Below are 19,154 nucleotides of genomic sequence, written 5' to 3'. Positions count from 1 at the left end.
GAACGCCCGGCCCCCGTCGCCAGCGCAAAGATCGTGTCCGCCGTGCTCATGACTTCCCCAGGGGTTGCTCTTCGAGGATCTGGCCTGGGAACCGGGAGGCTCTGCCTCCCGGACCCTTTGCTGAAGGAGGGGCCGCTCAGGGGGATGGTATCCCCCCGAGACCCCGCCATGAGCGCTCCGCGAGGAGGGGGTTGTTCCGCCGGTATGCCATCCGGCGACCGGTGTCCTGTCCCCCCTCCTCGCGGAGCGCTCACAGGGTTCCAAGGGACTAACGTCCCTTGGCGGGGTGTCCAGAGGGGCGGAGCCCCTCTGGCCCCGGCCCGAAACCTCCGAGAGCCCCCCTGGTGGGAAGGATGGGGGCACCTTAGGTGCGCTGGCATGGGCCAGACCTATCCGAGCGAGAACCTGCTGAGCCATGAGGCCAGCCCCTATCTGCTCCAGCATGCGGGAAACCCCGTGCACTGGCGGCCCTGGGGAGGGGCGGCGCTGGCGGAGGCGCGGGCGACGGGACGGCCGATCCTGCTCTCGGTGGGCTATGCCGCCTGCCACTGGTGCCATGTGATGGCCCATGAATCCTTCGAGGACCCCGAGACGGCGGCGCTGATGAACCAGCTCTTCGTCAATGTGAAGGTGGACCGCGAGGAACGGCCCGACATCGACGCCGCCTACATGAACGCGCTGCACCTGCTGGGCGAACAGGGCGGCTGGCCGCTGACCATGTTCCTGACGCCGGCGGGCGAGCCCTTCTGGGGCGGCACCTACTTTCCTCCCGAGCCGCGCTGGGGTCGCCCTTCCTTCCGCCAGGTGCTGCGCGGCGTCGCCGCCACCTATGCGCGGGAGCCGGAAAAGATCGCCCAGAACACCGCCGCGCTGGGCCAGGGCCTGGCGCAGCTCGCCGCCAGCCATCCCGGCGCCCTGCCGGACCGGGATCTGCTGGAACGCGTGACCGAGGCGCTGATGGGCATCCAGGACCCGGTGCAGGGCGGGCTGCGCGGGGCGCCGAAATTCCCCAACGCGCCGATCTTCCGCTTCCTGCTGCAGATGGCGCAGCGGCTGGAACGCCCGGACTGCGCCGGGGCCGTGCATCTCCTCCTGCGGCGGATGAGCCAGGGTGGGATCTGGGACCATCTCGGCGGCGGCTATGCCCGCTATGCCGTGGATGGCGTCTGGCTGGTGCCGCATTTCGAGAAGATGCTCTACGACAACGCCCAGCTCCTGGAGCTCCTGGCGCTGGCCTATGCGCAGCAGCCGGACGCCCTCTACGCCCTCCGGGCGGAGGAGCTGGTGGGCTGGCTGGAGCGCGAGATGGTCGCCCCCAACGGCGCCTATGCCGCCGCGCTGGATGCCGACAGCGAGGGCGAGGAAGGCCGCTTCTATGTCTGGACCGCCGCCGAGGTGAACGCGGTGCTGGGCGAGGACGCCGAACTGTTCCGCGAGGTCTATGACGTCGGCAGCGAGGGCAACTGGGAGGGCAAGGTGGTGCTGAACCGCTCCGCCGATCCCGACCCCCTGCCGGAAGACCAGGAGAAGGCGCTCGCCGCGTCCCGCGCCCGGCTGCTGGAGGCCCGCGCGGCACGGGTGCGGCCGGGGCGGGACGACAAGGTGCTGGCCGACTGGAACGGGCTGATGGTTTCCGGACTGGTGCGCGCCGCCCTGGTCTTCGACCGGCCGGACTGGCTGGACCTCGCCCGCAGGGTCTTCGAGGCGGTGGCGCGCGACCTCGCGGCGCCGGATGGCAGGCTGCTGCATTCCTGGAAGGACGGCCAGGCTGGCGCCACCGGGCTGCTGGAAGACCACGCCGCCATGGCCCGCGCCGCGCTGGCGCTGCACGAGGCGACGGGCGAGGCCGGCTTCCTCGACCGCGCCGCCGGCTGGGCCGAGGCCGCGGAGCGCCACTTCGCCGCGCCGGACGGGGCCTATTTCAGCAGTGCCGGGGATGCCGCCGACGTCCCCTACCGGACCCGCAGCGCGGGCGACGGGCCCAGCCCGAACGGCAACGGCATGCTGGCCGAGGCCCAGGCCCGGCTCTTCCACCTGACCGGCGAGGACCGCTGGGCCCGGCGGGCGGAGGCCACGGCCTCGGCCTTCACCGGGCTGGAAGGCGGCGTCACCGCCATGCCCACCCTGCTGGGCGCGGCGGACCTTCTGGTTTCCGGCCGGAGCGTGGTGGTGGCCGGGCCGCCGGGCGCGGCGCAGCCCCTGCTGCGCGCCGCGCTGCGGGCGCCGGACCCGGCCACGGTGGTGCTGCGCGCGCCGGAGCCGGACGCCCTGCCGCCCGGCCACCCCGCCGCCGGCAAGGACATGGTGGAGGGCGAGCCCGCCGCCTATCTCTGCGCCGCCGGGCGCTGCGGCTTGCCGGTGACGGAGGTGGCGGCGCTGGTCACGCAGTTGCACCGGGCCTGATCCCCTGCCCCAGCCTCCGGCGGCCGGGCCATGCCGCTTCCACTCCGACCGTGGGCCGGGCCCGGCGGCCCGCCTTGCCGGGATGGGCGCCCGGCCGGCGCGCCCAGGCCGATCGTGCCTCGCCACCCAGGACCTGCCCCCGGCTTTCCACGCCCGGTCCACGCGAATGATCCGGCCCGATTCCACCACGGCGCGTTCCCGCGCCGCAGCCATCCCGGCCAGGGAGCTTGACGATCGCGGGCAGGAGAGGGCCAATCCGCCCGACATGCCGCAACTCACGCTCCACTCGCCACTCGGCGAGCTCACCGTGTCGGAAGAGGATGGCCAAGTCGTCGCCCTCGACTGGGGGCGCGGCAGGGACCAGACCGTAACCCCCCTGCTGGCCGAGGCACGGGAACAGCTTCATGAATGGTTCGACGGCAAGCGGGGCGATTTCCGCCTGCCGCTCGCCCCCCATGGCACGGAGTTCCAGAAACGCGTCTGGCAGGCCATGCGGGAAATACCGCCCGGACGCACCGCCCGCTACGGCGAGATCGCCAGGACACTGAACTCCTCCGCACGGGCCGTGGGCATGGCCTGCGGCGCCAATCCGATCCCGATCATCATCCCCTGCCACCGTGTGGTCGCCGCCAGCGGCCGGCTCGGCGGCTATTCCGGCGAGGGAGGCGCGGAGACCAAGCGCTACCTCCTCCGCCTCGAAGCCGCCTTCGTTCAGGAACTCCTCCCATGAACCATGCCATCCGCATCCATGAATATGGCGGCCCCGAGAAGATGCTCTGGGAGGAGGTCCCGCTCCCCGCGCCCAAGCCCGGCGAGGCGCTGGTGCGCCACACCGCAGTCGGGCTGAACTACATCGACGTCTATTTCCGGACCGGGCTCTACAAGGCGCCCAGCCTGCCGGCAGTGATCGGGATGGAGGCGGCGGGCGTGGTCGAGGCGGTGGGCGATGGCGTCACCGACATCGCCCCCGGCGACCGAGTCGCCTATGGCACCGGCCCGATCGGCGCCTATTCCGAAGCCCGCGTGGTGCGCGCCGACCTGCTGGTGAAGCTGCCGCCGGCGATTGCGGACGAGACCGCCGCGGCCATGATGCTGCAGGGCATGACGGCGCAGTACCTGCTGCACCGGACCTTCCCGGTGAAGGCGGGGCAGACGATCCTTGTCCATGCCGCGGCGGGCGGGGTCGGGCTGATCCTGTGCCAATGGGCCAAGGCCCTGGGCTGCACCGTGATCGGCACGGTCGGCGCGCCGGAAAAGGCCGAGCTCGCCCGGGCGCATGGCGCCGCGCACGTGATCCTGCCGGACGAGGACCTGCCGCAGCGGGTCAAGGAGATCACCGGCGGCGCGATGCTGCCGGTCGTCTATGACAGCGTCGGCAAGGACAGTTTCATGGCTTCGCTGGACTGCCTGGCGCCGCTCGGCACCATGGTCACCTACGGCAATGCCTCCGGCCCCGTGCCGCCGGTCGATCCCGGCCTGCTGGCGGCCAAGGGATCGCTCTTCCTGACGCGGCCGACGCTGTCGACCTATACGGCGAAACGCGCCGACATGGTGGCCAGCGCGAACAGCCTTTTCGAGGCGGTGGAAACCGGCAAGGTCGAGATCGTGGTGAACCAGCACTGGCCGCTGCACGACGCGGCGGAGGCGCATCGCGCGCTGGAGGCCCGCCGCACCACCGGCAGCACCGTCTTCATCCCCGGCTGAACGCCGGCCCCGACCCCGCTCCCGGGGCCGGGCCAGGAGCGGTCAGGCCTCGACCTGCTCCACCGCCACAACCTCCGGCACATAATGCCGCAGCATCGTTTCGACGCCGTGCTTCAGCGTGGCGCGGGAAGACGGGCAGCCGGAGCAGGCGCCCTGCATGTGCAGGCGCACGATGCCGTCACGGAAGCCGCGGAACACGATGTCGCCGCCATCGCCGGCCACCGCCGGGCGGACGCGGGTGTCCAGCAGCTCCTTGATCTGGGCCACCACCTCGGCATCGGCGGGATCGGTGTCCTCCTCCTCGACGGCCTCGACGGGCTCTCCGGCCAGGATCGGGCGGCCGGCCATCAGGTGCTCCATCAGCGCGCCCAGCACCTGCGGGCGCAGGCCCTGCCATTCGGCGTCCTCGCCCTTGGTGACGGTCACGAAATCGGCGCCCAGGAAGACCCGCGCCACGCCCTCCAGCCGGAAAAGCCGCTCCGCCAGCGGGGAACGGGCCGCCTGCTCCGCATCGGGGAAGTCGGCGGTGCCGCGCGCGCCCATCACGTCCTGGCCGGGCAGGAACTTCAGCGTGGCGGGATTGGGGGTGGATTCGGTCTCGATGAACATGGCGGCGGGTTCCCTTCGCGCGGCATGTGGCCCCGTCCGCCGCCCGGTGCAACATGGTTTCTCGGCGGATCGGATCGGCCATGCACGGCAAGGGGTGCTCCGTGGCGGCTCCCCGCCACCGGGAAACGGCGTTCATCGCCGGAAGATGACGCTGCCGATCCAGCCGGCGAAGGCAGCCAGGGCGATGCAGGCCAGGCCATAGAGCAGCGGCTGCTCGTGCGAGACGGTGGTGATCTCGGCTGCGGTGCCGACGCGCCGCACCTCGAAGGGCAGCTCCTGCCGCGCCACGACCCGTCCCTCGCGCACCAGCAGCACCTGCACGAAGTAGCTCCCGGGCGGCACGATGGAGGGCAGCGACAGCCGGGCGTGGAAAAGCCGGCCACCGGAGACCTGGACGGGTGCCTTGTCTTCCTGCCAGAGATCGGCCGCCACCTTGCGGTCCACCAGTGCCTGCCGGAAATCCGGGTCGCTGCTGCCCTGGACGCGACGGGCCAGGGCGTTCAGGCCGAGTTGCAGGGCGCGGCGCTCGTCCTGGCCCAACAGGCTCCGGAGCGGTTCCGTGCCGGTCAGCGCATACCAGGAGGGCACGTCGTCGAAGCGGGCGGAGCGGCCGTTGATCCAGGCCCCGAGCACGCGGGTCCGGCGGCGAACGACCTGCGACTGCGCCGGGCCCTGTCCCACCACGATGACGTTGTCGCCCGAGGGGCCAATGGGACGCTCGGTGGCGCCGAAGACCAGCACGTCGGTGCCGGCGAAGGCGGTGGTGACCTCCACGCTGGGCTGGCCGAGTTGGGTGACCAGCGCCGGGGACCCTTGCAGCGGGGGGGGCGCCGGCGGCGGCGGCGGCAGGGGGGGCACCGGCTGGGCCGAAAGGGTGCCCGACAACAGGACAGGCAGCAGAAAGGCCGCCAGCGCGCATGTCACGGCCACCCGGCGCGGGGCGGGCCCCTGCCGGGCCTTGCCTTGTTCCGAACCGCCGAATCTCACGACCCGCGCGCCACCGTCCAGCCCATCCTCCTGGCCGGCTTTCCCATCCCGCCGGCTTTCACCGCACGGGACCGATGGCATAGAGGCTGTCGGGCGTGCGCAGCAGTTCCCACAGCAGGCTGAGCGCCACCGTCAGCACCAGCGAGCCGAGCAGGGCGCGCATTTCCTCGCCCCGCAGCCGGTTGCCCCAGGCGGCCCCGAACTGCGCCCCGGCCACGCCGCCCAGCAGCAGCAGCAGCGTCAGCACGATATCCACCGAGCCGGTCTGCAACGCCTGCAGCAGCGTCACGCTGGCGGTGACGAAGGTGACCTGGAAGAGCGAGGTGCCGATGGTGACGGAGGTCGGGATGCCGAGCAGGTAGATCATCGCCGGCACCAGCATGAAGCCGCCGCCCACGCCCATGATGGCCGAGAGCAGGCCGATCCCTGCCCCCACGGCGAAGGGCGGGATGGCGGACATGTAGAGGCGCGACTTGCGGAAGCGGATCTTGAGCGGCAGGCCATGCGCCCAGGAATGCTGGTGCAGCCGCTTCGGCACGATGCCCGCGCGGCGGCGCAGGATGGCGCGCACGCTCTCGCGCACCATCAGCGCCCCGACCGAGCCCAGCACGACGATGTAGAAGAGCGACACGACCAGGTCCGCCTGGCCCATCCGCCGCAGCAGCACGAAGAGCTGCGTGCCGAGCGTGGAGCCGGTCAGGCCGCCCGCCAGCAGCACCAGCCCCATGCGGATATCGACATTGCCGCGCCGCCACTGCGCGATCAGGCCGGAGACGGAGGCGCCCAGCGTCTGGTTGGCGCCGGAGGCGACGGCGACGGGGGAGGGGATGCCGATCAGGATCAGGATCGGCGTCAGCAGGAAGCCGCCGCCCACGCCGAACAGCCCCGACAGAAAGCCGACGCCACCGCCGATCCCCAGCAGCAGAAGCGCATCCACCGACATTTCGGCGATCGGCAGATAGACCTGCATCCGATTCCCCGCATCCCCGCCCGGGGCATGACCCACAAGCCATAGCCCAGAACCAGGCTCTGGTTGACACATGGCGACGGGAGGCCGGACGGAATCCTGCCCCCTGTGGCTTGCCGATCCAATCTTCGAATCGTGGCGGGTTTTCGGCTAAGGATCGGCAAAGACGGCCGCGTTGGCTTGCGGCCCGGAGGTTCCCTGGTGCCCCAAACCTTCTCCCTTTCCCGACGCCGCCTGCTCGGCGCCTCGCTGGCTCTCCCCGCCCTGGCCATGCCGGGCATCCGGCGGGCGCAGGCGGAGCCCGCCGGGCGCGTGTCGATCGTGCATTTCAACGATTTCCATTCGCACCACGATCCGATCGTGGCGGGCGGCGCGGCCTGCCGGGAAGGCAAGACCTGCTTCGGCGGCGCTGCCCGGCTGGCCACCGCGATCCGCGAGGCCCGGGCCGCCGCCACGGCGGATGGCTATGCGCCGCTGACGCTCGATGCCGGCGACGAGTTCACCGGCACGCTGTTCTATACCCTCCATCGCGGCGCGACCGAGGCGGCGGTGCAGGTGGCCAACGGCGTCCAGGCCATGACCCTGGGCAACCACGAGTTCGACAACGGCCCGGCCAATCTCGCGCGCTACCTGGAGCGGCTGCCCTTTCCGGTCGTCTCCGCCAATCTCGACCTCGCGGACGAGCCGGCGCTGCGCGACCGCGTGATCCCCTGGACCATGCTGGAGGCCGGCGGGCGCAAGGTGGCGGTGATCGGCCTCACCACCCCGGAGACGGCGGTCACCTCCTCCGCCGGCCCCACGGTGCGCTTCGGCGACCCGGCCGCGGCGGTGGAGCGCGTTCTGCCGCAACTCCGTGCCCAAGGCGCCGCCACGGTGCTGGTGCTGTCGCATCTCGGCCTGGAGTCCGACCGCAAGCTGGCGCGCGACGTGGCGGGCATCGACCTGATCGTCGGCGGCCATTCGCACACGCTGCTGGCCAATGGGCTGGACGGGGCGGAGGGCCCGGACCCGGTGATGGAGCAGGGGCCGGCGGGCCTCGTCCGCATCGTGCAGGCGGGCTGCTACAGCCGCTATCTCGGCCGGCTGGACCTCGACCTCTCGCCGGAGGGCCGCGTGCTGTCGCATCGCGGGCTGATGCGCGAGCTGACCATGGACGTCGCCCCCGACCCGGCGGTCGCTGCCATCGTCGCCACCTATGCCAGGCCGCTGGAGGAGCTGCGCCGCAAGCCGGTGACCACGATGCCGGCGACGCTGAGCAACGAGAGCTGCCGCACCGGCGAATGCGCCCTGGGCAACCTGATGGCCGATGCCATGCTGGCCGCCATGCCGAAGGCCGATGCCGCCATCACCAATGGCGGCGGCATGCGCACCGGGCTGGTGGAGGGCACGGTGACCATGGGCGACATCCTGGCCATGCTGCCCTTCAACAACACCCTGGCCACCGCGACGCTGAAGGGGTCGGACATCAAGGCCGCGCTGGAGAATGGCCTTTCCCGCGCCCCGGAAAGCATCGGTCGCTTCCCGCAGGTGGCCGGGATGCGCGTGGTCTGGAACATCCAGCGCCCGCCCGGCGAACGCGTCGTGAGCCTGGAGATCGGCGGCAAGCCCTATGACCCCGAGAAGGCCTATCGCATCGTCACCAACAACTTCATGCGCCAGGGCGGCGACGGCTATGACAGCTTCCGCGACAAGGCGCTGGAACATTATGACAACGGTGCGCCGCTGGAGGATGCCCTGATCGACTACCTCTCCGCCGGCAAACCCCTCCCCGGCATCGACGGCCGCCTCGCCCGCGGGAGCTGAAGGGGGTCTGGCGTGGCGCTCCGGGAGGCTCGTCGGGGCAGTGCCCCGACCCCGGACCCTCCGCTCAGGGGGATGGTATCCCTCCGAAACCCCGCCATGAGCGCTCCGCGAGGAGGAGCTGACCGCCGTTTCGCCAGATGGTGACCGGCATCCCGTTCCCCTCCTCGCGGAGCGCTCACAGGGTTCCCAGGGACTAACGTCCCTGGGCGGGGTGTCCAGAGGGGCAGAGCCCCTCTGGCCCCGGCCCGACCCTCTCTTCAGGACGCCGCGACGCGGGCGGTTTCGGCGGCTTCGGCGGTGGCGAATTCGCTGCTGACGGAGGCGTGCTGGCGGCGCTGGCGGTGGTTCTCGATGCCCAGGGCGGGGAAGAGGAGTTCGGCGACGCGGTAGGCTTCCTCCAGATGGGGGTAGCCGGAGCCGATCACCGTCTCGATGCCGACCTGCTGGTATTCGCGCAGGCGCTGGGCGACCTGGGCGGGGGTGCCGACCAGGGCGGTGCCGGCGCCGCCGCGGATCAGGCCGACGCCGGCCCAGAGGTTGGGCGCCACCACGAGGCGGTCGCGGCGGCCGCCATGGAGCTCGGCCATGCGGCGCTGGCCGACGCTGTCCATCTCCTTCAGGAAGCGCTGCTGCGCCACCTCGATGGCCTTGTCGGACACGCGGGAGATCAGCGTCTCGGCAGCCCTCCAGGCCTCGTCCTCGTTCTCGCGCACGATGAAGTGCAGGCGAATGCCGAAGCGGACCCTGCGGCCGCGCAAGGCGGCGCGGCGGCGCACGGCCTCGACCTTCTCGGCCACCTGGGCCACCGGCTCGCCCCAGGTGAGATAGGTCTCGACCTGCTCGGCGGCGAGATCCTGCCCGGCCTCGGAGGAGCCGCCGAACCAGAGCGGCGGATGGGGCTGCTGCAAGGCGGTCAGGTCGAGATGCCCGTCCTCCATGCGGAAGTACCGGCTGTCGTGGTTCACCCGCTCGCCGGACAGCAGCCCGCGCCAGATGCGCAGGAACTCGGCGGCCTGGGCATAGCGCTCGTCATGCGGCAGGAAGACGCCATCCGCCGCCAGCTCGCGCGGATTGCCGCCGACCACGACGTTGAGCAGCAGGCGCCCATCGGCCAGCCGGTCCAGCGCCGCGGTCTGGCGCGCGGCGAAGGCCGGGGTGGTGACGCCGGGGCGCAGCGCCACGAGGAACTTCAGCCGCTCCGTGGCCGGCGCCAGGCCGGCGGCGGTGATCCAGCTGTCCTCGCAGTTCTGGCCGGTGGGCAGCAGCACGCCCTCGTAGCCCAGGCGGTCCACGGCCTGGGCGACCTCGCGGAAATAGCGGAACTCGGGCGGGCGCTGCTGCTCCCCGGAGCCGAGGTAGCGCCCGTCGCCATGGGTGGGGATGAACCAGAAGAAGCGGATCGGCGTGTCGGTCATGCGGGGTGCTCGTCGAAAGGGTGGTTCAGGCGCGGGGCGGCGTCCAGACGGCGTCGCGCACCCGGACGGGGCGGCGGATCAGGCCGAGCTTCAGGAAGCGGTCTGCGGTGGCCTGCTGGTGCGCGATGATCTCGTCGTTCAGCGGCAGGATGCCGAAATCGGTGCGTTCGGCGGCCACGGTCTGGGCCTTGATCTCGACGCCGGTCACTTCGGACAGGGCCGAGGCGACCTCGCCCCGGTGGCTCGCGGCCCAGGCGGCGGCCTGCTTCAGCCCTTCCAGCGCCTGCACGATCACCTGCGGGTGCTTCTCGGCGAAGGCGCGGCGGGCGAGCAGGAAGGAGTTGGTCGGGGCGATCTCCGGCGCCGTGGCCAGGACGCGCACCTTCTCCCGCGCCTGTGCCAGGGCCAGGAAGGGGTCCCAGATCGTCCAGGCATCGATGTCGCCGCGCCCGAAGGCGGCGGCGGCGTCGGCCGGGCTCAGCAGGACGGGCGTGATGTCGCCATAGGCGAGCCCCGCCTTCTCCAGAGCAGCGACAGTGAGGTTGTGCGCGCTGGAGCCACGGGTGAAGCCGACGCGCCGGCCGCGCAGCCCGGCCACGGAGCGGATCGGCGAGGCGTCCCGCACGATGATGGCCTCGCCCGCACCGCTGGGCGGGGTGGCGGCGACATAGACCAGCTCGGCCCCGGCGGATTGCGCGAAGATCGGCGGCGCGTCGCCGGTATAGCCGAAATCGATGCTGCCGGCGTTCAGCGCCTCCAGCAGCGGCGGGCCGGCGGCGAATTCGGACCAGGTGACGGGAATCCTGGGTTCGGCCAGCCGCTGCTCGATCAGGTGCTGCTGCCGCGCGACGACGAGGAGGCCGATCTTCTGGTAGCCGATATGGAATTCTGCCGGCGGCGCGGCCCGGGCGGCACGCGGCAGCCCGGCGCAGCCGAGGGCGGCCAGCGAGAGGAGCATGTGGCGGCGTGTCGGCGGCATGGCGGAACCCCCATCGGAAAGCCAGGGTGGCGGATCTGCCGCACCCGTTTCTTGGCTTCCGATGAAGCACGCCGTTCAAGCGTTGGTCAATTTTATGAACGTAGTTTTATCGTGCAATATTCCGGCGCGCGGGAGAATAAACATCTCCGTCCTTCGCAGCGGATGACGGCGGGGTCATGGACACCAGGGCGGGCGGGTGATGCACTCGTGCCGCTGGAAGAACCTTCTGGACTCCGCCGATGACCCTTTCCCGTCGCGCCGCCGCCTTGATGGCCGCAGCGCCCCTCGCCCTTTCCCTGGTCTTCCCCGCCCAGGCCCAGACCACGCCCGACAAGGTGCTGCGCGTGGCGCCGCATGCCGATCTGCGCACGCTGGACCCGGTGGTGGCCTCGATCCTCATCACCCGTATCCACGGGACGATGATCTACGAGACGCTCTTCTCCTGGGATTCGCAGCTCCAGCCGAAGCCGCAGATGGTGGATCGGTTCGAGACCTCGCCCGACAACCTGACCTGGAGCTTCCATCTCCGCGACGGGCTGAAGTTCCACGATGGGCAGCCGGTGACCTCGCGCGACGTGGTGGCCTCGCTGAACCGCTGGATGGCGCGCGACACGGCGGGCGCCAAGCTGCGCGAATACACCGCCTCGCTGGAGGCGGTGGACGACCGCAGCTTCACGCTGAAGCTGAACAGGCCGACCGGCAGCGTGCCCTTCATGCTGGGCTCGGCGGTCGGGCAGATTCCCGCGATCATGCGCGAGGCCGATGCGCGGACCGATCCCACCACGCCGGTCACGACAGCGATCGGCTCCGGCCCCTTCCGCTTCAACAAGGAGGCCTGGCGGCCCGGGGCGCTGGTCGTCTACGACCGCAACCCGGACTACGTTCCCCGCGCCGAGCCGCCCGATGGGCTGGCCGGCGGCCGGGTGGTGAAGCTGGACCGCGTCGAATGGCACATCATGCCCGACCCGGCCACGGCAGCCTCGGCCCTGCGGACGGGCGAGATCGACGTCTGGGAGCAGCCGGCCCAGGACCTCCTGCCGATGCTGGAAGGCGCGCGGGGCATCGTGGTGGACAAGTACACCACCAACCAGGCGATGCTGCGCCCGAACCACCTCTTCCCGCCCTTCAACGACCCGCGGGCGCGGCTGGCCATGGCCTATCTGGTGAACCAGGAGGATGCGCTGGCGGCCGGGGTGGGCGACGAGAAGTGGTGGAAGACCTGCGGCAGCTATTTCGTCTGCGGCAGCCCGAACGGTACGGAGGCCGGTTCCGAGCCCTATGCCAAGCCGAACGTCGCCCGGGCGAAGCAGCTCCTGGCCGAGGCCGGCTACAAGGGCGAGAAGGTGGTGCTGATCACCACCAACGACATTCCCGCCATCGGCCGCATGGCCGAGGTCGCCGCCGCCAACCTCAAGGAAGGCGGCATGAACGTGGATGTCCAGTTCCAGGACTGGGGCACCGTGACCTCCCGCCAGCCGAAGAAGGACCCGCCGGACCAGGGCGGCTGGAACCTCTTCGTCACCTTCGCCTCCGCCGCCACCATGCAGTCGCCGATCACCAATATCGGCACGAACATGGCCTGCGACCGCGCCTGGGCCGGCTGGCCCTGCGACGCGGAGGCCGAGCGCCTGCGCAACGCCTATGTCGAGGCGATCGGACCGGAGGCGCAGCAGAAGGCGGTGGTCGCCCTGCACAAGCGCCTGACCGAAGTGCAGCCCTACCGCCTCCTCGGCCAGTTCGACCAGCCCTACACCCGCCGCAGCAACGTCTCCGGCTTCGTGCCGGGGCCGGTGCTGACCTTCTGGAACGTCGAGAAGAAATAAGGCTGGCGTCGCTCCTCCTCGGGGGACAAGGCTCCGCCTTTTCCCCCGGCCCCCCTCATCCGCCAGGACGCTGCGCGCCCTGGACCCGGTGAGTTGGTTCTTCCGGTGATCGGACCGCGCCGCCAGCGCGGAGACGGTGTTTCTCTTCTTTTCGCGGCCCCCGCGTTGCCACCTGCTCCCAAGGGTCAGGCCGCAGGGCAACAGCCACCAGCAGAGCCAACGCAAGCCCCGGGGCCCGGGGAGCGGCTTCGGTCCCCGGCGGAGAGGGGTCCGGGCGGAGAGGCAGCGCCTCTCCCCCGGCGGGCAACCACCAGCCTTCCCCCTGCCAAGGAGGATGCACCGGCCCGGCCCTAGCGCTATACGGGCCCGCATGAGTGAGAGCTTCTGGGATGTTGTGGTGGTGGGTGGCGGCCATGCCGGCACCGAGGCTGCCGCCGCCGCCGCGCGCTGCGGGGCGCGCACGCTGCTGCTGACCCACCGGCTGGACCGGCTGGGAGAGATGTCCTGCAACCCGGCGATCGGCGGGGTCGGCAAGGGGCATCTGGTGCGCGAGGTCGATGCGCTGGACGGCATCATGGGCCGGGCCGCCGATGCGGCAGGCATCCATTTCAAGCTGCTGAACGCCAGCAAGGGACCGGCGGTGCGCGGGCCGCGTGCCCAGGCCGACCGGGCGCTCTACCGCACCGCCGTGCAGGGCCTGCTGCGGGCGGTGCCGGGCCTCACCCTGCGCGAAGGTGCGGCGGAGGGGCTGGAACGCGATGCCTCCGGCGCCGTCTCGGCCGTGCTGCTGTCGGATGGCGCGCGGCTGCGCTGCGGCGCGCTGGTGGTGACGGCCGGGACCTTCCTGCGCGGGGAGATCCACGTCGGGCGGCGCCGCGAGGCCGCCGGCCGGGTCGGCGATGCGCCCTCGGTCGGGCTGGCCCTGGCGCTGGAGGCGCTGGGCCTGCCGACCGCCCGGCTGAAGACCGGCACGCCGCCACGCCTGGACGGGCGGACGATCGACTGGGCCGCGCTGGAGATGCAGCCGGGCGACGCGGTGCCCGAACCGCTGTCCTGGATGACGGAGCGGATCGCGAACCGGCAGGTGGAATGCGGCATCACTGCCACCACCCCGGAAACCCATGCGCTGATCCGCGCCAGGCTGCACGAGGCACCGATCCATTCCGGCCAGATCACCGGCCGCGGCCCGCGCTACTGCCCCTCCATCGAGGACAAGGTGGTACGCTTCGCGGAGCGGGAGCGGCACCAGATCTTCCTGGAGCCGGAGGGGCTGGACGACCCGACCGTCTATCCCAACGGCATCTCCACCAGCCTGCCGGCGGAAGTCCAGGCGGCGATGATCGCGACCATCCCAGGGCTGGAGCGGGCGGTGATCCTGCGCCCCGGCTATGCGGTGGAATACGATTTCTTCGACCCGCGTGCCCTGCGCCCGACGCTGGAGGCCAAGTCGGTGCCCGGTCTCTTCCTGGCAGGGCAGGTCAACGGCACCACCGGCTATGAGGAAGCGGCCGCGCAGGGGCTGCTGGCCGGGCTCAACGCCGCCGCCCGGGCCGGGGGGCTCCGGGAGGACCGCCTGCTGCTCCGCTCCGAAGCCTATCTCGGCGTGCTGGTGGACGACCTGACCACCCAGGGGGTGAGCGAGCCCTACCGCATGCTGACGGCGCGGGCCGAGCACCGCCTCTCGCTGCGAGCCGACAATGCCGGGCTGCGGCTGACCGCGCTCGGCCTGCGCTGGGGTTGCGTCGGGCCGGAACGCGCCGCCCGCTTCGCCGGCTTCGGCCGGGCGGTCGAGGCGGCGCTGCAACGCGCCCGCACCGAGAGCGCCACGCCCAGCGCCCTGAACGCCGCCGGCATCCCGGTGAACGAGGACGGCAAGCGGCGCACGGTGCTGGAGGTGCTCGCCCTGCCCGGCACGGATGCCGGCCTCGCCTTCCCGTGGCTGCGCGGTCTCGCTCCGGCCGTGCTGGCTCAGATGGAGGCCGAGGCGCTCTATGCCCCCTATCTGCGTCGGCAAGAGGCCGAGATGCGCCTGCTGGAACGGGAGGAGCGTCTCCGTATTCCCGAAGATCTGGATTTCGCCATGGTCCCTGGCCTTTCCACCGAAATGCGCCAGCGGCTCGACGCCGCCCGTCCCGCCACGCTGGGCATCGCCGGGCGCGTGCCGGGCATCACCCCGGCGGGCGTCGCCGCGCTGGCCGGGCATCTGCGGCGCTTGTCCGAGAAGCCGCGCGGGGTGGCGGCATGATCCCGGTTCCACGTGAAACGCGGGAACGGCTGGATGCCTATGCCGCGATGCTGCTGCGCTGGAACGAGCGGATCAACCTGATCGCCCCGCGCGACGCCGCTGCCTTCCGCACCCGGCATATCGAGGACTCGCTCCAGCTCCTCCCCCTCCTTCCCGGCAACCAGGCCCCCGCTGCCGATCTGGGCTCGGGCGGCGGGCTGCCTGGGATGGTGCTGGCCCTGGCCGAGCCCGGGCGACTCTGGAACCTCGTGGAGTCGGACAAGCGCAAATCCGCCTTCCTCCAGGCCGTGGCGGGAGAGCTGGGCGCCACCAACGTCACCGTGCACCCACGCCGGATCGAGGACACCACCCTCCCCCCGCTGGGCGTTCTGACCGCCCGGGCGCTGGCGCCGCTCAGGCTGCTGCTGCCCTATGCCGCGCGCTTCCTGGCGCCGGAGGGCATTGCCTTGTTTCCGAAAGGCAAAACCGCCGAGGCCGAGTTGACCGAGGCCACCCCCTCATGGTCCATGGCGGTGGAACGGTTCCCCAGCGGGACCGACCCTTCCGCCACTCTTCTCCGCATCTCCGGGATACGACGTGCCGGCCTCTGATAACTCTCCCCGGCGGCGTGGCCCCGGCTCCTCCCGACCGGCCCACCGCCTCGCCCTCGCCAACCAGAAGGGTGGCGTGGGCAAGACCACGACCGCGGTGAACCTCGCCACCGCCCTGGCCTCCACCGAACGGGTGCTGCTGATCGACCTCGATCCGCAGGGCAACGCCTCCACCGGCCTCGGCAGCCCGCGCGCCCAGCGCGGCGCCGGCACCTATGCTCTGCTCACCGGCCAGAAGACCCTCGCCGAGGTGATCGCCCCGACGCAGATCCCCAACCTCTCCCTCCTCCCCGCCGATGCCGATCTCGCGGCGGCGGAGGTCGAGCTGGTGAACGAGGAGAAGCGCGAGCGCCGCCTCGTCGATGCGCTCGATGCCGGAGGCGAGGTGCTGAAGGACTACGACCGCATCATCTTCGACTGCCCGCCCTCGCTGGGGCTGGTGACGCTGAACGCGCTGGTCGCCGCGCATTCCGTGCTGGTGCCGCTGCAGGCCGAGTTCTTCGCGCTGGAAGGCGTCTCCCAGATCGCCCGCACGCTGGACCGCGTCCGGCGCGGCCTGAACCCGGCGCTGGAGCTGGAAGGCATCGTCCTGACCATGGTGGACCGGCGCAACAACCTGTCCGAACTGGTCGGTGCCGATGTGCGCTCCTTCTTCAAGGACAAGGTCTTCGAGACCACCATCCCCCGCAATGTCCGGGTCAGCGAGGCGCCCTCCCACGGGTTGCCGGTGATCCTCTACGATTCCCGCTCGGCGGGCGCACAGGCCTATATCCGCCTCGCCGCCGAGCTGCTGAAGCGCGAACGCGCCCGCAAGCGCACGGCAGGCCCTGCTCCCGAGGAGGAAAAAGCCGCCGAGAAGGAGACCCCGTGAAGAAGCCTGCCCGTCTCGGCATGGGCCTGTCGGCCCTGCTGGGTGATGCCCCCGTCGCCGTCGCCGCCACCGCCTCCCCCAGCGACCACCAGCGCATGCTGCCGATCGAGGCGCTGGAGCCCGGCCCCTTCCAGCCGCGCGGCCCGATGGAACAGGAGGCTCTGCAGGAGCTGGCGGAATCCATCCGGGAGCACGGCATCCTGCAGCCGATCCTGGTGCGGCCGAAGCCCGGGACCAGCGGCGTCTGGCAGATCATCGGCGGCGAGCGCCGCTGGCGCGCGGCGCAGCTCGCCAAGCAGCACGAGGTGCCGGTCGTCGTCCGCGACTTCGACGACCGCACCGCCATGGCGGCCGGCCTTGTGGAGAACCTGCAGCGCGAGGATCTGAACCCGCTGGAGGAGGCGATCGGCTACCAGCGCCTGCTCGACGATTTCGGCCTGAAGCAGGAAACGCTGGGCCAGGCGGTGGGCAAGAGCCGCAGCCATGTCGCCAACACGCTGCGCCTGCTGAACCTGCCGGACAAGGTGCGCGCCCTGCTCTCCTCCGGCTCCCTCACCGCCGGCCACGCCCGCGCCCTGCTGACCGCCGACGACCCCGTGGCCCTGGCCGAACAGGTGGTGACCCGGGGGCTGAACGTCCGCCAGACCGAGGCCCTGGCCGCCGCCACCCCGGCCAGGCCCAATGCCGCCCGCACGGTGTCGGACCCGGAAACCAAGGCGCTGGAAAAGGACCTGGGCGAGCGCCTCGGCCTCGGCGTGGCCATCCGGCGTTCCGGCAAGGGCGGCAAGCTCGTCCTGTCCTGGCGGGACCTCGACCAGCTCGAAAGCGTCCTGCGCCTGCTGAAACCAGGCACGGCACCGCATCCGGGCGACGCCTGACGTTGCACCCTCCCAGGGGAAAGGCGGCGCCTTTCCCCCGGACCCCCTATCCGCCAGGACCCTGCGGGCCCTGGACCCGGTTCGCTGGCGCTCGCTGACGCCGGATCGCGCCGGAGAGCATCGCTCTCCGGCGGACTGCCGGTGCCACCCGCGTGGACACGGTATCTTTCTTTTCGGGAGCCCCGCCTCTCCACCTGCTCCCAGGGATCAGGCCGCAGGGTAACGGTTACCACCAGCGCCAACGCAAGCCCGGGGTCCGGGGACCGGCTTCGGTCCCTGGCGGAGAGGGGGTCCGGGGCGAGAGGCAGAGCCTCTCCCCCGGCGGTCAGCCACGAAGCGCAACACTCACCAGCAGGGGTCAGATGAGCGGGGGCCGGACGCGTGGGGCCTGTGCCGCCCGTCCCCTGCCCCGGGGCCGGACGCCTTCCGCTTTCCGCGCCGCCAGGGGTTCCGGCAGGCGCGGTCCGGTGGAGCGGGTGCGGAGATCGCGGGCCGCCTGTTCCAGCACATCCCCGAAGAGCTCCAGCATATCCGGATGCAGCTCCTCCAGGAGCCGCTGGATGCCTTCGACCACCAGCCAGTCCCGGACCAGCCGGGCCTCTGCCTCCTCCGCGGAGGGCAGGACAGTGGCTCCCCTGACGGCCAGGGCCGGAACCGGCCCTTCAGGCTCCAGGGGGACCGGCTGGGAATGCGTCAGGGCTTCGCGCATGTCTGGCTCCGGGCTCGGCAGGGATGACCGAACGTGCCGGGCAGGATGCAGGCTTTCTCCGGGCGCGGCTGTATCGGACCGCACAGAATGGTCATCTTCCGGCCATCCTTCCGGCCGGTTCGGTGGCTGGGCGCCTAGCGCCGTGCCAGCGTGGCCGCCCTGCGGGCCAGGGCCATCACCGCCTCGCGCGCCACGGCGCGGTCGGGCACGGGCTTGCCGGTGCCGCCGGATTTCACCCGCGCCTCGGCCCGCAGCAGCATGGCGCCCATCTCGGCCAGGGCGGCCGGGCGCCAGATCCGCAGCGCCCGCTCGAAGCCCGGCTTGTCGCGGAAGAAGACGGGGGGACGCAGCGCCTGCATCGCCGTGCCGGGCGGCTGCCCTGCCGCGACAGCCAGCGCGGCCAGATGCAGCCGCTGCACATGGCGCAGCGCAGCGCGGATCGCTGCCACCGGGTTGATCCCCTCGGAAAAGGCGCCTTCCAGCAGGCCATCCGTGCGCGGCACCTCGCCCGCCGTGGCGCTCAGCAACGCCTCGCTGATCTCGGCGCTGATCCCCTCGTCGAGGCAGGCGAGGACATCCTCCTCCCCCACCGTGCCGCCGGGCCCGACATAGAGGGCGAGCTTTTCCAGGCTGCGGCGCATCAGGCGGCGGTCCTCGCCCAGCCGCTCGCTCAGCCAGCCCAGGGCGGAAGGCTCCACCTTCACCCCTTCCTCGCGCAGGATCTCGCCGATGCTGGCGGTCAGCGCCTCGCCGCGCTCGCGCCAGCATTCCACCGCCACCGCCTCGCCTGGCCCTTCGGCCAGGGCGCGCAGGCGGGAGGACTTCGGCAGTTCGCCCGCCTCCAGCACCACCAGCGCCTCGCCGCGCCCAGCCAGAACCTCGCGCGCCGCCGGGGCCAGGGCATCCGTGGCATCGCGAACACGCACGAAGCGCCGTCCGCCGGTCATGGCCAGGGCCGCCGCCTCGCCTGCCAGGGCACCGCCCCGCTGCGCCTGGTCGCGCGCCAGCTCCGCCACACGGAAGGGATCGTCGCCACCGACCACGGCGCGCAGCAGCGCATCGGAACGCTCCCGCACCAGGCCGGGGTCGTCGCCATAGAGCAGCACGAGCCGCGCCGCGCCGGGATCGCGCAGGAAGGCGGCGACGCGGCGCGCCTCGATCTTGGGCATGG

At 71.8% G+C, this 19,154-nt stretch carries 16 protein-coding genes; 9 read left to right on the top strand and 7 right to left on the bottom strand.

Annotated features, from left to right (window positions below):
- The first annotated feature begins 378 nt into the window (after positions 1 to 378).
- The 3 genes from BT98_RS0117880 (at position 379) to BT98_RS0117870 (ending at position 4,107) form a co-directional block, all read left to right on the top strand.
- Complete coding sequence (locus BT98_RS0117880) at positions 379 to 2,403, top strand: thioredoxin domain-containing protein (RefSeq protein WP_019463061.1); 2,025 nt, start codon at positions 379 to 381, stop codon at positions 2,401 to 2,403.
- Between the two features lie 265 nt (positions 2,404 to 2,668).
- Complete coding sequence (locus BT98_RS0117875; protein WP_026033551.1) at positions 2,669 to 3,133, top strand: methylated-DNA--[protein]-cysteine S-methyltransferase; 465 nt, start codon at positions 2,669 to 2,671, stop codon at positions 3,131 to 3,133.
- The gene (locus BT98_RS0117870; RefSeq protein WP_019463059.1) at positions 3,130 to 4,107 is read left to right on the top strand and encodes a quinone oxidoreductase family protein; all 978 of its coding nucleotides are present in this window, start codon (positions 3,130 to 3,132) and stop codon (positions 4,105 to 4,107) included. Before BT98_RS0117875 ends, BT98_RS0117870 begins: the two co-directional genes overlap by 4 nt.
- A 42-nt stretch (positions 4,108 to 4,149) precedes the next feature.
- Here the strand turns inward: BT98_RS0117870 and BT98_RS0117865 are convergent, their stop codons facing one another.
- From BT98_RS0117865 to BT98_RS0117855, 3 genes are all read right to left on the bottom strand, one after another.
- A complete protein-coding gene (locus BT98_RS0117865; RefSeq protein WP_019463058.1) occupies positions 4,150 to 4,716 on the bottom strand; it encodes a NifU family protein in 567 nt (188 codons plus the stop codon).
- Between the two features lie 132 nt (positions 4,717 to 4,848).
- Entirely contained in the window at positions 4,849 to 5,646 is a 798-nt protein-coding gene (locus tag BT98_RS24965; RefSeq protein WP_157223135.1) for a TIGR02186 family protein, read from the bottom strand.
- Between the two features lie 115 nt (positions 5,647 to 5,761).
- Complete coding sequence (locus BT98_RS0117855; RefSeq protein ID WP_019463056.1) at positions 5,762 to 6,673, bottom strand: sulfite exporter TauE/SafE family protein; 912 nt, start codon at positions 6,671 to 6,673, stop codon at positions 5,762 to 5,764.
- 198 nt (positions 6,674 to 6,871) lie between these two features.
- Here BT98_RS0117855 and BT98_RS0117850 point away from each other — a divergent pair, with 198 nt between their 5' ends.
- Entirely contained in the window at positions 6,872 to 8,473 is a 1,602-nt protein-coding gene (locus BT98_RS0117850) for a bifunctional metallophosphatase/5'-nucleotidase (RefSeq protein WP_037251458.1), read from the top strand.
- Positions 8,474 to 8,730: 257 nt separating this feature from the next.
- Here the strand turns inward: BT98_RS0117850 and ssuD are convergent, their stop codons facing one another.
- Together ssuD and BT98_RS0117840 are read right to left on the bottom strand one after the other, a co-directional pair.
- Positions 8,731 to 9,888, bottom strand: a complete 1,158-nt coding sequence (gene ssuD, locus BT98_RS24960; protein ID WP_019463054.1) for an FMNH2-dependent alkanesulfonate monooxygenase — start codon at positions 9,886 to 9,888, stop codon at positions 8,731 to 8,733.
- A gap of 25 nt (positions 9,889 to 9,913) precedes the next feature.
- Positions 9,914 to 10,867: an aliphatic sulfonate ABC transporter substrate-binding protein gene (locus tag BT98_RS0117840; protein ID WP_019463053.1), complete on the bottom strand. Its 954-nt coding sequence runs from the start codon at positions 10,865 to 10,867 to the stop codon at positions 9,914 to 9,916.
- 239 nt (positions 10,868 to 11,106) lie between these two features.
- Between BT98_RS0117840 and BT98_RS0117835 the strand changes: the two genes are divergently transcribed.
- The 5 genes from BT98_RS0117835 to BT98_RS0117815 all read left to right on the top strand — a co-directional run bounded on the left by BT98_RS0117835 (position 11,107) and on the right by BT98_RS0117815 (position 17,274).
- Complete coding sequence (locus BT98_RS0117835; protein WP_019463052.1) at positions 11,107 to 12,690, top strand: ABC transporter substrate-binding protein; 1,584 nt, start codon at positions 11,107 to 11,109, stop codon at positions 12,688 to 12,690.
- 370 nt (positions 12,691 to 13,060) lie between these two features.
- Positions 13,061 to 14,935 carry a tRNA uridine-5-carboxymethylaminomethyl(34) synthesis enzyme MnmG gene (gene mnmG, locus BT98_RS0117830; RefSeq protein WP_019463051.1) on the top strand — a complete coding sequence of 625 codons (1,875 nt, stop codon included), beginning with the start codon at positions 13,061 to 13,063 and terminating at the stop codon, positions 14,933 to 14,935.
- Entirely contained in the window at positions 14,932 to 15,525 is a 594-nt protein-coding gene (gene rsmG / locus BT98_RS0117825; RefSeq protein ID WP_019463050.1) for a 16S rRNA (guanine(527)-N(7))-methyltransferase RsmG, read from the top strand. Before mnmG ends, rsmG begins: the two co-directional genes overlap by 4 nt.
- Entirely contained in the window at positions 15,512 to 16,396 is an 885-nt protein-coding gene (locus BT98_RS0117820) for a ParA family protein (protein WP_076970316.1), read from the top strand. Before rsmG ends, BT98_RS0117820 begins: the two co-directional genes overlap by 14 nt.
- A 20-nt stretch (positions 16,397 to 16,416) precedes the next feature.
- The gene (locus BT98_RS0117815) at positions 16,417 to 17,274 is read left to right on the top strand and encodes a ParB/RepB/Spo0J family partition protein (protein WP_051544320.1); all 858 of its coding nucleotides are present in this window, start codon (positions 16,417 to 16,419) and stop codon (positions 17,272 to 17,274) included.
- A gap of 358 nt (positions 17,275 to 17,632) precedes the next feature.
- Here BT98_RS0117815 and BT98_RS0117810 read toward each other — a convergent pair whose 3' ends face one another.
- The gene (locus tag BT98_RS0117810; protein ID WP_019463047.1) at positions 17,633 to 17,983 is read right to left on the bottom strand and encodes a hypothetical protein; all 351 of its coding nucleotides are present in this window, start codon (positions 17,981 to 17,983) and stop codon (positions 17,633 to 17,635) included.
- A gap of 134 nt (positions 17,984 to 18,117) precedes the next feature.
- The gene (gene holA / locus BT98_RS0117805) at positions 18,118 to 19,152 is read right to left on the bottom strand and encodes a DNA polymerase III subunit delta (RefSeq protein ID WP_019463046.1); all 1,035 of its coding nucleotides are present in this window, start codon (positions 19,150 to 19,152) and stop codon (positions 18,118 to 18,120) included.
- Positions 19,153 to 19,154: the final 2 nt, after the last annotated feature.

This window comes from Roseomonas mucosa ATCC BAA-692, assembly GCF_000622225.1.
Taxonomy (GTDB): domain Bacteria; phylum Pseudomonadota; class Alphaproteobacteria; order Acetobacterales; family Acetobacteraceae; genus Roseomonas; species Roseomonas mucosa.
This window is presented reverse-complemented; position numbering and strand designations above follow the sequence as displayed.

Coding starts and splice junctions, on each gene's coding strand:
- BT98_RS0117835 (WP_019463052.1), top strand. CDS start 11,107: ATGACCCTTTCCCGTCGCGCCGCCGCCTTGATGGCCGCAGCGCCCCTC.
- ssuD (WP_019463054.1), bottom strand. CDS start 9,888: ATGACCGACACGCCGATCCGCTTCTTCTGGTTCATCCCCACCCATGGC.
- BT98_RS0117810 (WP_019463047.1), bottom strand. CDS start 17,983: ATGCGCGAAGCCCTGACGCATTCCCAGCCGGTCCCCCTGGAGCCTGAA.
- BT98_RS0117880 (WP_019463061.1), top strand. CDS start 379: ATGGGCCAGACCTATCCGAGCGAGAACCTGCTGAGCCATGAGGCCAGC.
- BT98_RS0117870 (WP_019463059.1), top strand. CDS start 3,130: ATGAACCATGCCATCCGCATCCATGAATATGGCGGCCCCGAGAAGATG.
- rsmG (WP_019463050.1), top strand. CDS start 14,932: ATGATCCCGGTTCCACGTGAAACGCGGGAACGGCTGGATGCCTATGCC.
- BT98_RS0117840 (WP_019463053.1), bottom strand. CDS start 10,867: ATGCCGCCGACACGCCGCCACATGCTCCTCTCGCTGGCCGCCCTCGGC.
- holA (WP_019463046.1), bottom strand. CDS start 19,152: ATGCCCAAGATCGAGGCGCGCCGCGTCGCCGCCTTCCTGCGCGATCCC.
- BT98_RS0117865 (WP_019463058.1), bottom strand. CDS start 4,716: ATGTTCATCGAGACCGAATCCACCCCCAATCCCGCCACGCTGAAGTTC.
- BT98_RS0117815 (WP_051544320.1), top strand. CDS start 16,417: ATGGGCCTGTCGGCCCTGCTGGGTGATGCCCCCGTCGCCGTCGCCGCC.
- BT98_RS0117875 (WP_026033551.1), top strand. CDS start 2,669: ATGCCGCAACTCACGCTCCACTCGCCACTCGGCGAGCTCACCGTGTCG.
- mnmG (WP_019463051.1), top strand. CDS start 13,061: ATGAGTGAGAGCTTCTGGGATGTTGTGGTGGTGGGTGGCGGCCATGCC.
- BT98_RS0117855 (WP_019463056.1), bottom strand. CDS start 6,673: ATGCAGGTCTATCTGCCGATCGCCGAAATGTCGGTGGATGCGCTTCTG.